At 71.0% G+C, this 14,415-nt stretch carries 13 protein-coding genes; 11 read left to right on the top strand and 2 right to left on the bottom strand.

Features of this window, described 5'->3' with window-relative positions; all coding sequences use genetic code 11:
• Positions 1 to 99: 99 nt before the first annotated feature.
• The 7 genes from ABZ477_RS00580 to ABZ477_RS00550 all read left to right on the top strand — a co-directional run bounded on the left by ABZ477_RS00580 (position 100) and on the right by ABZ477_RS00550 (position 8,118).
• The gene (locus ABZ477_RS00580; RefSeq protein WP_360126255.1) at positions 100 to 840 is read left to right on the top strand and encodes an NUDIX domain-containing protein; all 741 of its coding nucleotides are present in this window, start codon (positions 100 to 102) and stop codon (positions 838 to 840) included.
• 12 nt (positions 841 to 852) lie between these two features.
• Complete coding sequence (nadA, locus tag ABZ477_RS00575; protein WP_360126252.1) at positions 853 to 2,211, top strand: quinolinate synthase NadA; 1,359 nt, start codon at positions 853 to 855, stop codon at positions 2,209 to 2,211.
• Positions 2,208 to 3,890: an L-aspartate oxidase gene (gene nadB / locus ABZ477_RS00570; protein ID WP_360126249.1), complete on the top strand. Its 1,683-nt coding sequence runs from the start codon at positions 2,208 to 2,210 to the stop codon at positions 3,888 to 3,890. The genes nadA and nadB overlap by 4 nt, the downstream gene beginning before the upstream one ends.
• The gene (gene nadC, locus ABZ477_RS00565; protein ID WP_360126246.1) at positions 3,890 to 4,753 is read left to right on the top strand and encodes a carboxylating nicotinate-nucleotide diphosphorylase; all 864 of its coding nucleotides are present in this window, start codon (positions 3,890 to 3,892) and stop codon (positions 4,751 to 4,753) included. Before nadB ends, nadC begins: the two co-directional genes overlap by 1 nt.
• A gap of 9 nt (positions 4,754 to 4,762) precedes the next feature.
• Positions 4,763 to 5,908, top strand: coding sequence for a cysteine desulfurase family protein (locus ABZ477_RS00560; RefSeq protein WP_360127885.1), 1,146 nt, complete (start codon positions 4,763 to 4,765; stop codon positions 5,906 to 5,908).
• A complete protein-coding gene (locus tag ABZ477_RS00555) occupies positions 5,905 to 6,876 on the top strand; it encodes a glycosyltransferase family 2 protein (protein ID WP_360126243.1) in 972 nt (323 codons plus the stop codon). Before ABZ477_RS00560 ends, ABZ477_RS00555 begins: the two co-directional genes overlap by 4 nt.
• A 705-nt stretch (positions 6,877 to 7,581) precedes the next feature.
• Positions 7,582 to 8,118 (top strand): hypothetical protein, encoded by a 537-nt coding sequence (locus tag ABZ477_RS00550; protein ID WP_360126240.1) that lies wholly within the window; start codon positions 7,582 to 7,584, stop codon positions 8,116 to 8,118.
• Between the two features lie 155 nt (positions 8,119 to 8,273).
• Here the strand turns inward: ABZ477_RS00550 and ABZ477_RS00545 are convergent, their stop codons facing one another.
• A complete protein-coding gene (locus tag ABZ477_RS00545; RefSeq protein ID WP_360127882.1) occupies positions 8,274 to 10,289 on the bottom strand; it encodes an ABC transporter ATP-binding protein in 2,016 nt (671 codons plus the stop codon).
• A gap of 53 nt (positions 10,290 to 10,342) precedes the next feature.
• Between ABZ477_RS00545 and ABZ477_RS00540 the strand changes: the two genes are divergently transcribed.
• The 4 genes from ABZ477_RS00540 to ABZ477_RS00525 all read left to right on the top strand — a co-directional run bounded on the left by ABZ477_RS00540 (position 10,343) and on the right by ABZ477_RS00525 (position 13,529).
• Positions 10,343 to 10,549: a hypothetical protein gene (locus tag ABZ477_RS00540; protein WP_360126237.1), complete on the top strand. Its 207-nt coding sequence runs from the start codon at positions 10,343 to 10,345 to the stop codon at positions 10,547 to 10,549.
• 140 nt (positions 10,550 to 10,689) lie between these two features.
• Entirely contained in the window at positions 10,690 to 12,207 is a 1,518-nt protein-coding gene (locus tag ABZ477_RS00535) for a DHA2 family efflux MFS transporter permease subunit (RefSeq protein ID WP_360126234.1), read from the top strand.
• Between the two features lie 123 nt (positions 12,208 to 12,330).
• The gene (locus ABZ477_RS00530) at positions 12,331 to 12,912 is read left to right on the top strand and encodes a carboxymuconolactone decarboxylase family protein (protein WP_360126231.1); all 582 of its coding nucleotides are present in this window, start codon (positions 12,331 to 12,333) and stop codon (positions 12,910 to 12,912) included.
• Between the two features lie 269 nt (positions 12,913 to 13,181).
• Positions 13,182 to 13,529 carry a hypothetical protein gene (locus ABZ477_RS00525; RefSeq protein WP_360126228.1) on the top strand — a complete coding sequence of 116 codons (348 nt, stop codon included), beginning with the start codon at positions 13,182 to 13,184 and terminating at the stop codon, positions 13,527 to 13,529.
• Positions 13,530 to 13,533: 4 nt separating this feature from the next.
• Here the strand turns inward: ABZ477_RS00525 and ABZ477_RS00520 are convergent, their stop codons facing one another.
• Positions 13,534 to 14,361: a DNA-formamidopyrimidine glycosylase family protein gene (locus ABZ477_RS00520; protein WP_360126225.1), complete on the bottom strand. Its 828-nt coding sequence runs from the start codon at positions 14,359 to 14,361 to the stop codon at positions 13,534 to 13,536.
• Positions 14,362 to 14,415: the final 54 nt, after the last annotated feature.

Raw genomic sequence — 14,415 nt, 5'->3', positions numbered from 1 at the left:
CATATCCCGCCCGCCCGGGATTCCGCGGCACACCGCGCGACCCCGTTTGCACTTCGTGTCGGAATGACTATAAGATGAGGGGCGTTAGTTAGAGTCATGATGACCAGAACAAACCTCTTCCCCGATTCCTCCGCCGCACCTGCCGCGGAGGATGTCGCGCGCGTCGCGGTGTCGACGGTCATCTTCAGCCTGCGCCGCGATGCGGGACGCGACCTCCCTACGCTCGTCCTGCCGCTCGTGCGCCGCACACGGGATCCCTTCGAAGGGCTCTGGGCGCTCCCTGGCGGCTGGCTCGACGCCTCCGAGAGCCTGGATGCCGCGGCATCCCGCACGCTGGAGGAGACGACGGGCCTCGCACCCAGCTATCTCGAGCAGCTGTATGCCTTCGGGGCGGTCGACCGCTCCCCCACGCGCGTCGTCTCGATCGTCTACTGGGCGCTGCTCCGCGCCGACGAGGCCTCGATGGAGCTCATCGACAGCACGAAGGATGCTCCGGACAACGTCCTCTGGTTCGACGCGGCATCCCTCCCCCGCCTCGCCTTCGACCACAACGAGATCGTCGACTACGCGCTGTGGCGCCTGCGCAACAAGGTCGGCTACAGCCGCATCGCGCACGGTCTCCTGGGCGACGAGTTCACCCTCGCGGAGCTCCGCGAGGTCTACGAGTCGATCCTCGGCCGCAGCCTCGACCCTGCGAACTTCCGCCGCCAGGTCGAGAACTCCGGCACCCTCATCCCCACCGACCGCTTCCGCACGGGCAGCCACCGGCCTGCGCGGCTGTACCGCTACAACCGGGACGTCGAGCTGGCCGAACGTGGCCCGCTCCCCGTCCGCCACTGACAGGAGCACGCCATGCCCGCCGTGAACCTCACCCTCCAGCCTCGCCCCGTGGACCCCTCCGTCGACCACGAGATCCAGGCGATCATCGCAGGCGCGTCATCGGCCGAGACGTGCAACACCGACCTCGCCGCGGGCCCGTGGAACTTCGACATCCGTCCCGGCTACGGTCCCGGCGCCTCGATGGGCGACGTCATCCCGACAGGGTCGCCGCGCCAGGGCGAGCTGCCGCAGGAGTACCGCGACGCGTCCGCGGAGGAGCTCGACCAGCGCATCCGGGCCGCGAAGGAGACCCTCGGCGACCGCCTCGTCGTGCTCGGCCACTTCTACCAGCGCGAAGAGGTCGTGCAGCACGCCGACTACGTGGGCGACTCGTTCCAGCTCGCGAACGCGGCAGTCGAGCACCCGGATGCCGAGGCCATCGTGTTCTGCGGCGTCCACTTCATGGCAGAGACGGCCGATCTGCTCTCGCGCCCCGAGCAGGCCGTCATCCTCCCGAACCTCGCTGCGGGATGCTCCATGGCCGACATGGCCGACATCGATCAGGTCGAGGAGTGCTGGGAGCAGCTCGAAGAGGTGTACGGCGACATGGACACGCCTGATGCCGACGGCCTCGTGCCCGTGATCCCCGTGACGTACATGAACTCGTCGGCCGCGATCAAGGGCTTCGTCGGCCGCCACGGCGGCATCGTCTGCACGTCGTCCAACGCGCGGACGGTGCTCGAGTGGGCGTTCGAGCGGGGCCGCCGCGTCCTGTTCTTCCCCGACCAGCACCTCGGGCGCAACACCGCCAAGGCGATGGGCGTGACGCTCGAGCAGATGCCGATGTGGAACCCGAACAAGCCTCTGGGCGGGTCGGATGCCGCGGCTCTCGAGGGCGCCCGCGTCATCCTGTGGCACGGCTTCTGCTCCGTGCACCGCCGCTTCACGGTCGACCAGATCGACAAGGCGCGCGCCGAACACCCCGGCGTCCGCGTCATCGTCCACCCGGAATGCCCCATGGCTGTCGTCGACGCCGCGGACGAGTCCGGCTCGACCGACTACATCCGCCGTGCGATCGAGGGCGCGACCGAGCCCACGACGTTCGCGATCGGCACCGAGGTGAACCTCGTGCAGCGCCTGGCGGCAGACAACCCGCAGCACACGATCTTCTGCCTCGATCCCGTCGTGTGCCCGTGCTCGACGATGTACCGCATCCACCCGGGCTACCTCGCGTGGGTGCTCGAGGGACTCGTCGAAGGCCGGGTTCTGAACCGCATCACGGTGCCGCAGGACGTCGCCGACCCCGCGCGCCTCGCGCTCGAGCGCATGCTCGCCGCGAAGCCGCCGGCCGCGACGCCCGCCGTCGCCGCCGGCTGGGAGAACGCGTCATGACCGCGGCCGCTCCAGGTGGGCCGCACGTCGTCGTGGTGGGCAGTGGCATCGCGGGGCTCATCACTGCACTGCACGCCGTGGAGCACGGATGCCGGGCGACCCTCGTGACGAAGGACGTGCTCGAGCACGCCAACACGCGTTACGCCCAGGGCGGCATCGCGGGCGTCATGTTCGACGACGACCGCGTCGAGGACCACATCCGAGACACGCTCACCGCCGGCGCCGATCTCAACGACCCGGCCGCCGTGCGCGTCCTCGCCGAGGAGGGGCCCGCGCGCATCCGCGAGCTGGTGGAGCTCGGCGTCTCGTTCGACCGCGACGCCGACGGCGTCTTCCTCAAGGGCCTCGAGGCGGCGCACTCGTACCCGCGCATCCTCCATTCGGGAGGGGATGCCACGGGCACCGCGATCGAGAAGGCCCTCGTCGCACGGCTCCGTGCGAGCGACGTGCGGGTCATCGAGCACGCGTTCCTGGTCGATCTCGAGGTGACCGACGGACGCACGACCGGGGTCGAGCTGCTCATGGACGACGAGCCGGGTGCAGTCGGTGCTCGCGGGACGATCCGCGCGGATGCCGTCGTCCTCGCCACCGGCGGCGCAGGCGAGCTCTACGCGCACACGACGAACCCGCCTGTGGCGACGGGAGACGGCATCGCGGCGGCGATCCGGGCCGGCGCCGCGGTGAGCGACCTGGAGTTCTTCCAGTTCCACCCGACGGTGCTGGAGGGCAAGGCTGACGCCGCCGGCATCGGCGGCTCCGAGGCGTTCTTGGTCTCGGAGGCCGTCCGCGGCGAGGGCGCGGCCCTCATCGACGAGCACGGCCGGCGATTCACGTTCGACGCCCACCCGGACGGCGAGCTCGCACCCCGCGACGTCGTCGCGCGGGCGATCGCGCGCCAGATGGAGGCGCAGGACGGCCGCCCCGTCTTCCTCGACGCGACGGGCCTGCGGCCCACCTACCACGAGCGCGCCGAGTTCCTCGCGCGCCGCTTCCCGACGATCGACCGCGCCGTGCGCGATCGCGGACTCGACTGGGCGCGCGAGCCCATCCCGGTCACGCCGGCCGCGCACTACCTCATGGGCGGCGTCACGACGGATCTCTTCGGTCGCACATCGCTGCCGGGCCTCTATGCGGTCGGCGAGGTCGCGCGCACCGGTGTGCACGGCGCCAACCGCCTCGCGTCGAACTCGCTCCTCGAGGGCGCCGTGTTCGGCGCGCGTGCAGGCGACGTGATCGCGGAGGACTCGGCATCCGGCGCGTGGGCCGTCCTCGCGCCGACTCCAGAGGTTTCCGGGCCCGTCGAAGAGCCGGCCCTGCGGTTCGCCGACACCCCGCCGTTCTCCCGCGGCGCTCTGCAGGAGCTGATGTGGGAGGACGCCGGCCTCGTGCGCGACGAGACCGGCCTTCGGCAGGCGGCATCCGTCATCTCCGCCTGGCGGAGCGCCGACCGCCGTCCCCGCACGGAGGCCGAGCTCGAGGACGAGAACCTGCTCCTCGTCGCGGCGCACGTCGTCGCCGCCGCCCTGGCCCGCCGCGAGTCGGTCGGCGCGCACTTCCGGCGCGATGATCCGGCGACATCAACTCCTCATGCTCTGGCGTCAGCACCGGCGACACGCCGCGTGGAGACCGAGATCGCACCGATCTTGAGGAGTTTCGACACGTCCCGAGGGGTCGCTTGATGCTGACGCGCGCCACGATCGACCGCGTCGTCGCCGCCGCGCTCGAGGAGGACGCCCCCTGGGGCGACCTCACGAGCGAGTACCTCATCCCTGAGAACGCCGTCGCGCGTGCCGATCTCGCTGCCCGCGAGCCCGGCGTGTTCAGCGGGGGCGAGGTGTTCGAGGCCGCGTTCCGCCTCACCGACCCGCGCGTCGAAGTGCAGCTCGTCGTCGAGGACGGCGAGTGGTTCGAGGCGGGCGATGTGCTCGCCGTCGTGTCGGGGCCTGCGCGCTCGGTCCTCGCGGCGGAGCGCATCGGCCTCAACTTCGTGCAGCGGATGTCCGGCATCGCGACCCTGACGGGACGCTACGTCTCCGAGATCGCACACACGAGCGCCCGCATCGCCGACACCCGCAAGACGACGCCGGGACTGCGTGCCTTCGAGCGGCATGCCGTCGTCAACGGCGGCGGCCACAACCACCGCTACTCGCTGTCGGACGCCGTCATGGCCAAGGACAACCACCTCGCCGTCCTCGCCCAGAAGCACGCGAACGTCACGGACGCGCTCAAGGCCGCGATCTCGCGCCTGCCCCACACGACCCACGTCGAGGTCGAGGTCGACCGGATCGAGCAGATCGAGCCCGTGCTGGCAGCCGGCATCGGCACGATCATGCTCGACAACTTCTCGCTCGACGAGCTCCGGCAGGGGGTCGAACTGGTCGACGGGCGGGCCACGGTCGAGGCATCCGGGGGCGTCAACCTCGAGACCGTCCGCGCGATCGCCGAGACGGGGGTCGACGTCATCTCGGTGGGCGCCCTGACCCACTCGGCGCGCGCGCTCGACCTCGGGCTCGACGTCCGCATCGAGGTGGCCGAGGACTGACCCGTGTCGATGCTCTACTTCGACAACGCGGCCACGACCCCCGTCCGGCCCGAAGTCCTCGAGGCGATGATGCCGTACCTCACGCGATGGTTCGGCAACGCTTCGAGCCACCACACGATGGGTGAGGCCGCCGCCGAGGCCCTCACCGACGCCCGGCGCCGCGTCGCGCGCGTGCTCGGCATGCGCGCCGTCGACGTCGTCTTCACGTCGGGCGGGACCGAGGCGAACAACCTCGCCGTCAAGGGCATCGCGATCGCGGCCCTGCAGCACCGCGGCGCGCGGCACCTCGTCACGACGCCGATCGAGCACGAGTCGATCCTGGAGTCCGCCGACTACCTCGCCCGCGTCCACGGCTTCGACGTCACGCGCGCACCTGTCGACGCCTTCGGACGCGTGACACCGGATGCTGTCGCCTCCGCCCTCCGCGACGACACGGCGCTCGTCAGCATCGGGTATGCCAACAACGAGGTCGGCACCGTGCAGGACATCGCGGCGATCGCCGCGGCGACGCGGGCCCGCGGCATCCCGTTCCATGTCGACGCGGTCCAGGCAGCCGGCTGGCTGTCTCTCTCGACCGCCGAGCTCGGGGTCGACGCCATCTCGATCGCGGGGCACAAGCTCGGCGCCCCCAAAGGCACGGGCGCGCTCGGCGTGCGCGGACGCATCCCGCTCGAACCGCTCATGCACGGCGGCGGACAGGAGCGGGGGCGCCGCAGCGGCACCGAGGACGTCGCCGGCGCCGTCGCGCTCGCGACCGCTCTCGACCTCGCCGAGGGCGAACGCGTCGAGGCCGCGGCGCGCGTCTCCCGTCTGCGCGACGCGTTCATCGGACGGGTGCTCGACCTCGTGCCGAGCGCCGCACTCACGGGCGATCCCGTCCACCGGCTGCCCGGCACAGCGAGCTTCACGTTCGCGGGCACGAGCGGCGAGGCCGTCCTCCTCGAGCTCGAGCGGCGGGGCGTCGTCTCGTCGAGCGGCTCGGCGTGCGCCGCCGGCAGCGACGAGCCGTCCCACGTCCTCGTCGCGATGGGGATCGCGCCCGAGCTCGCACAGACCGCCGTGCGATTCACCTTCTCGCATGAGCTGCGCGAGCCGCTCGATGCGATCGCGGACGCGATCTCGGCCTCCGTCACAGCTGTACGATCGGGCGGGTGAGCCTGCCGAGCGACCGCGCCGCCGTGACGATCATCGTGCCGGGCTACGGGGTCGAGGCGTACATCGGCGAAGCGCTCGATTCGCTGCGAGCGCAGACGCGCGGAGACTGGGTCGCGATCCTCGTCGACGACGCCTCGACGGACGGGACGGCGCAGGTCTTCGCGGATGCCGCGGCCTCCGACCCCCGTTTCCGGGTCGTGCGGCATGAGCGCCGGCTCGGCCTCGGCGCAGCCCGGAACACCGGGCTCGACCTCGTCGAGACGCCGCTCGTCGGCTTCCTCGACGGCGACGACGCCTTCACGCCGGCCGCTCTCGAGCGGCTCGTCGGAGTCCTCGACGAGACGGGCAGCGACTTCGCCCTCGGCGCGTACGTGCGGCTACGACCCGAGGCCGACGGCAGCTATTCGACGGGCATCGTGCAGCCGTGGGTCGCCGCTGCGACGGACCCCGAGCGTCGCGCGACGACGATCGACCGGCATCCTGCCGCCTCCGGCAACATCGTCGCCTGGTCGAAGGTGAGCCGACTCGAGTTCTGGCGCCGCACGGGGCTGCGCTTCCCCGTCGGACGGCTGTACGAGGACCAGGTCGTCGCCCAGCGCATGTACGCCGCGGCGCGCGCCTTCGACGTCGTGCCGGACGTCGTGGCGCTGTGGCGCGAGCGCGCCGACGGTTCGTCGATCACACAGGCCAAGGCCGCGATCGCGGTGCTCGGCGACTATCTCGACGGGATGGCCGGCGGGATCGCCGAGCTGGATGCCGCGGGCCACGCCGCCGCCGTCCAGGAGCGCGTGCGCCTCATCCTCTCGATGGACCTGCCCCCGCTCGTGCGCATCGCACAGGACCACCCCGACGACGCCTACCGCCGCGCCCTCGGCGCCTTCACGCGCGACCTCTGGGCACGCGGCGGAGCCTCGGCACCCCTCGACGACGAGGCCGCCTCACTCGCCACCGCCGCCCGGCTCTGGTAGCCGGGGCGGGTGGCGACGCGTGGGGGTTCCTCACCCCGCTGAGACGCCAGAAGTTCTGGCTTCCCGATGCCGAGATGCCAGAAGTTCTGGCTTCCCGATGCCCAGATGCCAGAAGTTCTGGCTTCCCGATGCCGAGTTGCCAGAAGTTCTGGCACCTGGCCCCGCAGGCGGCCACGACGGAGCCGGCCGCCCGCGAGACGCCAGAAGTTCTGGCTTCCCGATGCCGAGTTGCCAGAAGTTCTGGCCGGTGACCTTCTCCTCCCCCGCGGGCAGTCCCGCCGCATCCCTCCACAGCGCTTGCAGGGCGCGTTCGCCCGCGCCCGGGCGCGTAAGGGTGGACGGATGCCGCGTCCTCCCGCCCCCCTGCCGCACGATCTCCGCGGACGGGCCTTCCGCATCGCCGAACTTCCCGGCGCCTCGCAAGAGCGCCTCGCCGCGCCCGACCTATGGACTCCGACGAGGGGCGTCCGACTGCCTGCCGGCGCACGCGATCTGCGCAGTCGCTGTCGCAGCCACACGCTGACGCTCGCCCCGTCCGCCGTCTTCAGCCACACCACCGCGGCCGGCCTGCATGAGCCGCCGCTGCCGTTGCCCTTGCCGAAAGAGTCCGACCCCGTCATCCACGTGACCGTGCCGCTCGATATCCGCCCGCCCCGACGCAAGGGAGTACAAGCACATCGTCGCCCGCTCGAGGATGCGGACATCGTGGTGATCGGCGGACTGCGGACGACGACTCTCGCCCGAACGTTCGTCGACCTCGCGGAGGTCCTCGACGTCTCGGCGCTCGTCGCAGTGGGAGACCGGATGCTGTGGCGACAGCATCCGCTCCTGGCCAGGGAGGCTCTGCAACGCGCTGTCGATCGGGCCCAGGGTCGACGAGGCTTTCGCACGGCCACGGCCGCCCTCGGGCTCTTGGACGACGGGGCGGAGTCGGCGAAGGAGTCCGAGCTGCGGCTCCTTCTCCGGAGCGCCGGGTTCGGGCCGTTCGCCTCGAACGTCGAGCTGCGCGATGGGCGGGGTGCCTTCGTCGCGCGTGTCGACCTCGCCCTGCCTGACCTTCGCATCGCGATCGAATACGAAGGCGACCACCACCGCGACAAGGAACAATGGCGTCGGGACATCGCGCGACGGCGGCGGATCGAGGCGCTCGGCTGGACCTACCTCCCCGTCACCCAGGCCGACCTCGATGACCCCCGGAGACTTGTCGCCGACCTGGCAGCTGCACTGGTCGGCCGCCGCTGACCGACTCCCCCTCGGTGAGGCACCAGAAGTTCTGGCTTCTCGATGTCCAGATGCCAGAAGTTCTGGCATCTCGGCGGACGGGTCGGCCCGGGAGTGCTCCGACCGCGACGCAGGCGGGAGCTCTCCCACCGGCGCGGCCGATATCCGTCCGAGCCTCAGCGGCGCACGCCGTCGACGTCGAGGTCGAGGCTCGGCTCGACGGCGACGTCGGGCGCGCGGTCGGCGCGCCGGTCGGGGTGGTCGGCGGGGCGCTGGCCGGCCTCGACCGCCTCCTCGACCTGCAGGACCCGCGACGCCGCGAGCTGCTGCTCCGCGAGCTCGGCGTAGAGCCCGTCGCGGGCGATGAGCTCGGAGTGCGTCCCGGACTCGACGATGCGCCCCGCCTCGACGACGTGGATGACGTCGGCGCCGATCACCGTCGAGAGGCGGTGGGCGATCGTGAGCGTCGTGCGGCCGCGGGCTGCGGCATCCAGCGCTTCCTGGACGACGCGTTCCGAGACGGTGTCGAGCGCCGACGTCGCCTCGTCGAGGAGCAGGACGGGCGGGTCCTTCAGCAGGACTCGGGCGATCGCGATGCGCTGCTTCTCACCGCCGGAGAGGCGGTACCCGCGCTCGCCCACGACAGTGTCGTAGCCCCGCTCGAACCCCGCGATGATGTGGTGGATGTTCGCGGCGCGACAGGCGGCCTCGATCTCGGCATCCGACGCCTCCGGCTTGGCGTAGCGCAGGTTCTCGCGGATCGTCGCGTGGAAGAGATACGTCTCCTGCGAGACGATCCCAACGTTGTCGATGATCGACTCCTGCGTGAGGTCGCGGACGTCGGCCCCCGCGAACAGGACCTCTCCCGCGGATGCCTCGTACATGCGAGGCGTCAGGTACAGCACGGTCGTCTTGCCGGCGCCGGAGGGTCCGACGAAGGCCACATGGCGGCCGGGCTCGACTGTGAACGAGACGCGGTCGAGGGTCGGGCGGGCGGCGGGAGCAGCATCCGGATACCGGAAGACGACGTCGCGGAACTCGATGCGTCCGATGGGCCCGGGGGCGTCTGCCACGGGGATGGCACCCGGCCGGTCGCGGATCGCGGGCTCGAGGTCGAGGTACTCGAAGATGCGCGCGAAGAGGGCGGCCGACGTCTGAAGATCGAGCGCGACGCGCATGAGCCCCATGAGCGGCATGAGCAGGCGCGCCTGGACGGTCGTGAACGCGACGATCGTGCCGGCCGTCAGCGTGTCGGCGCTCCCGGTCACGAGGTAGCCGGCGACGAGGTAGATGACCGCGGGCACCGACGCCATGAGCACCTGCACGACGGCGAAGAAACCCTGTCCGCTCATCGCGCGCCGCACCTGCAGGCGAACCTGATTGCGGTTCTCGTCCTGATACCGCGCCGACTCGGTGCGCTGCCGGTTGAACGACTTCGACAGCAGGATGCCCGAGACGCTCAGCGTCTCCTGCGTGATGGCCGAGAGCTCCGAGAGCGACTCCTGCGTCTCGCCCGCGATGCGCGCCCGCACCTGCCCGACGCGGCGCTGCACGAACACGAGGAACGGCATGAGGACGACGGCGATGATCGTGAGCCGCCAGTCGATGAGGATCATCGCGACGAGCGACGCGATGACGGTCACGAGGTTGCCGAGGATGCTCGTGACGGTGTTCGTGAGGACACCCGAGACGCCGCCGACGTCGTTCTGCAGGCGGGACTGGATGACGCCGGTCTTCGTCCGCGTGAAGAAGGCGAGCTCCATCGACTGCAGGTGCTCGAAGAGCCGCACGCGCAGGTCGCCCGTGACGCTGTTGCCGACCGTCGCGGTGAGGTACGTCTGGACGACGCCGACCCCGGCCGACAGCAGGAACAGCGCGATCATGGCCGTCACGAGCCGGACGAGGAGCGGGATGTCGGGGGCTCCGCCGTCGACGGGGAACAGCGCGTCGTCGAAGATGCGCTGGACGAGCAGGGGCGGCACGACGGCGATCGCGGCCCCCGCGACGACGAGGAAGCCCGTCAGGGCCAGGCGACCGAGGTAGGGCCGGAACAGCGCGACGACCCGGCGACCGAGATCCGGCACACGAGGAGCCTGCGCGTTGAGGCGCTTCTGGGCCGCGATGTCGACGCCGCGGAAGGCCGGCGGACCGCCGGACGCACCGCCTCCGCCGCCCCCGCCACCATGACCCATCGCCATTCGGCAAGCCTAATCAGCGCCGCGGACACGAGGGTTAGTCTGGCGCCATGACCTCCCTGCCAGAGCAACCCGACGGCCCCGATCTCGACGCCCTCCGCAAGGACATCGACGATCTCAAGGAGACGCCCACCGAGGAGCTCATCGAGCCGACGCCCGGCGCCGTCGAGGAGAACGAGCCCGAGCCGGAGCCGACCGATGCACCCGGCTCCGCCGGTGGCGACGAACCGGACGACGAGGAGAAGACCGGGGTCTGATCCGCCAGGGGCCCGTCGTCCTCGACGAACGGCCGCCGATTCGACAGCGGATCGGGAATGCGATGTCGGACGCCGCGGTTATCGTCTCCCGTGCGCCACTTCGGTGGTCGCCTGCCCCGACCGATCCGAGGAGACGACCCATGGCTGCTGATATCACGACATCGACAGGCTCAACGGACGTCCGCCCGACGTCCGGCACTGGATTGCGCCCCGAAGAGAGCCGCGTCATCTGGCTGCTCCTCGGCGCGGCCTTCGTCGCGATCCTCAACGAGACGACGATGGGCGTCGCGATCCCGCACCTCATCGACGACCTCGGGATCACCGCTCTGCAGGCGCAGTGGCTCACGACCGCGTTCATGCTGACGATGGCCGTCGTGATCCCGATCACCGGGTTTCTCCTCCGCCGCTTCACGACGCGCCAGGTCTACATCACGGCGATGAGCCTGTTCTCGCTGGGCACCCTCATCGCGCTCCTCTCCCCCGGCTTCTCGCTCCTCGTCGTCGCGCGCGTCGTCCAGGCCTCGGGCACCGCGATCATGATGCCGCTGCTCATGACGACGCTCATGACGCTCGTCCCGCCGCACGCCCGCGGCCGGATGATGGGCCGCGTCAGCGTCGTCATCTCACTCGCGCCCGCGATCGGTCCGACCCTGTCCGGGTTCCTCCTCGACACGCTCAGCTGGCGCTGGATCTTCGGCATCGTCCTGCCGATCGCGCTCGTCGCGCTCGCGGTCGGCGCCCGCTGGATCCACAACCTCGGTGAGACGACCCGCGCCCCGATCGACGTGCTGTCCGTCATCCTGTCGGCACTCGGCTTCGGCGGCCTCGTCTTCGGCCTCAGCCAGATCGGCGGCAGTGCTTCCCACGGCTCGACGGCGGCGGATGCTGCGGCCGAGACGGTCTCGACGGTCTCGCTCATCGCGTCCCTCACGATCGGCGTCATCGCCCTCGGCCTCTTCGTGTGGCGCCAGCTCCGTCTTCAGAAGATCGACGACGCGCTGCTGGACCTGCGGGTGTTCAAATCGGGGAACTTCTCGCTCGCCATCGGGCAGATGGGCCTGCTCTCGGTCGCCTTCTTCGGCGTACTGACGGTCGTGCCGCTGTACCTCCAGGGCGTCCTCGGCGTGACGGCGCTCCAGACGGGCCTCGTGGCTCTGCCGGGCGCACTCGTCATGGGACTCACCGGTCCCCTCATCGGGCGCATCTACGACCGCTGGGGCACACGTGTGCTGCTCGTTCCGGGCAGCTTCATCGCGAGTGCCGCCCTCTGGTTCTTCACGACGTTCGACGAGAACACGTCGATCTGGACCGTCGCGATCTCGCAGACGATCCTCTCGCTCGGACTCGCGATGTCGTTCACGCCCCTCTTCACGGCCTCGCTCGGCTCGCTGACGCCCAAGTTCTACTCGTACGGCTCGGCCGTCGTCGGAACCGTCCAGCAGGTCGCAGGTGCAGCAGGCATCGCGCTCATGATCGCCGTCCTGTCCGCGGTCGAGGGCTCGGCTGCCGAGGCGGGCGCGTCGGCGGCCGAGGCCGGTGCGGCCGGCACTCAGGCGGCGTTCCTCATCGGTGCGCTCGTGTCGCTCCCGCTCCTGGTCGGCGCGTTCTTCATCCGCAAGCCCGCCGACCAGCCCCACGGAGCACCGGTCGGGCACTGACGGCTTCGGCGGGCAGTCGGCCGCCCGCGTTCGCGCGAACGGCCCTGCCCGACCGAATCGACCGGTGGCATGCTGGGCGGAGCAACGCTCCGCGCTGTGGAGCGCGCCGGGGAGGAGCCGCCCATGATCGTCGCACCGCCGCCCATCGAGGGCGCCGAAGGCCACGTCGCCGAGATGTACGAGGGCGATCTGCGCTCGGACGGCTTCGTCTTCAGCCACACGCAGGCGATGGCGATCAATCCGGAGGCGCACCAGGCGTTCGAATCGCTCATCAGGGCGATCGTGCCGTCGATCGGTGTGCGCACGTACGAGCTGGCGACGCTCGGCGCGGCGCGCAGCATCCCGTCTCCGCACTGCCTGCTCGCGCACGGGCGCAAGACGCTGCGCGTGGGTGCCATGGACGAAGAGCAGCTGGAGCGGGCTGCGCGCGACTACACCGATGCGGGACTGAGCGATGCGGACGTCGCGGTCATGCGCTTCGCCGAGAAGCTGTCGACGGATGCCGGAGACATGACGGATGCCGACACCCAGGCGCTGCGCGACGTCGGCTTCAGCGACCGGCAGATCGTCGACATCACGCTGGCCGCCGCCGTGCGGAACTACTTCAGCCGCGCACTGCAGGCGCTCGCGGTGCCGGTGGAGGACGTGCCGGGGCTCAGTCCGCAGCTGACCGCGGCGCTCCTATCACCCGTGGAGAACGACTGACGTCAGATGCTGCAGGACCCACCCCCGCAGCACGACGCGCTCTCGTCGAGCACCGTGAGCAGGTTCTTGTCGTCCGTCAGCGGCTGAAGCGTCGGGGTGGGCAGGTTCTGGGTCGCCATCCTCCGATCGTAGCCGCGCGCGGATGGGCGGGCGCCGAGAGCCCCGCTCCCCCGAGATGCCGGAACTTCCGGCTTCCGCGCATCGAGATGCCAGAAGTTCCGGCATCTCGGCGCGCGAGACCCGCCGCCGGGCACCCGTACACTCGGGCCGTGAGCGACTTCCCCACGGCTCGGTGGTGCCGCAGCCGCCGAGCGGGCGCCGTCTGCACCCGTCCAGCGGGGCACCCCGGCCTTCACAACCGCATGGGGACGGGGCAGATGTGGTCGGATCGCGAGGCCGATCCGCCGCGCTGCGAGGGGTCCGGCACGACCGCGGTGCCCGCCGAAGCGCTCGCCGATGGATTCCCGGACGGGCGCGCGCTCTGCCCGGTCTGCCTGGGCTTCGAGCCAGTCCGCGACGGTGCGCTCGTCGAGCACGACGCCTTCCGCGGCGCCGGATCGGCGGAGGAAGCGGCACGCCGAGCCGAGTGGTTCAACACCTTCGGCTGGACGCGCTGACGGGCTAGAGCAGAACGCCCGCGGTCTGGCAGGTCGGGCAGTACTCGGCCGTCGTGCTCGCGAAGGTGAACCCGCGGATCGTGTCGCCACACACGGGGCACGCCTCGCCCGCCCGGCCGTGCACGCGCATCGCCGCGGTCTTCGCCGACTTGAGCTGGTCGATCGGGATGCCGCGGCGTGCCGTGATCGCGTCGCGCACGACGCCGATCGTCCGCTCGTAGACGCGATCGAGCGAGCCGCCGTCGAGAGCGGCGGCGTGCGCCACGGGCGAGACCTTCGCCGCGTGGAGAATCTCGTCGGAATACGCGTTGCCGATGCCGGAGAGCGACTCCTGCTCCTGGAGGATCGCCTTGATCTGCTTGCGCCTGCCCACGACGGCCCGATCGAAGTCGTCTCGCGTGAAGGCGTCGTCGGCCGGATCAGGGCCGAGCTTGGCGACCGCGGCGACCTCATCGGCGGCGTCGACGACCGACAGCCCCAGGCTCACCCAGTCCCCGGCATCCGTCGCCTCGAGCACGCCCCCGTCGTCGAACGTGAACGCCGCGAGAGCCGGCGGTGCCTCGGGGTCTGGGTCGCCCGGCGCATCGTCGCTCCACCGCATCCAGCCGTGCCGACCGAGCGACACGACGAGCTCGCCCCCCGACAGCGCCAGATCGACGTGCTTTCCGATGCGGCGTGCACTTACCACCTCCGAGCCGACGAGGCTGGAGAGCGGCCGGGCCCGCGTCTTGAGGCTGCGGAACTCGATGAGATCGACGTCCTGGACCTGCCGCCCGGCGAGCCGTTCACCGAGGAACTCGGCCAGGATCTGGACTTCGGGAGACTCCGGCATGCGCCCATCCTTCCACCGGCCGCCGACGTCGTCATCGTCGGCGAAGCGGTCCGC

This window comes from Microbacterium sp. NPDC019599 (assembly GCF_040632175.1).
GTDB lineage: Bacteria > Actinomycetota > Actinomycetes > Actinomycetales > Microbacteriaceae > Microbacterium.
The sequence above is the reverse complement of the archived record's forward strand: the minus strand, read 5'-3'. Positions and strand labels throughout refer to the sequence as shown.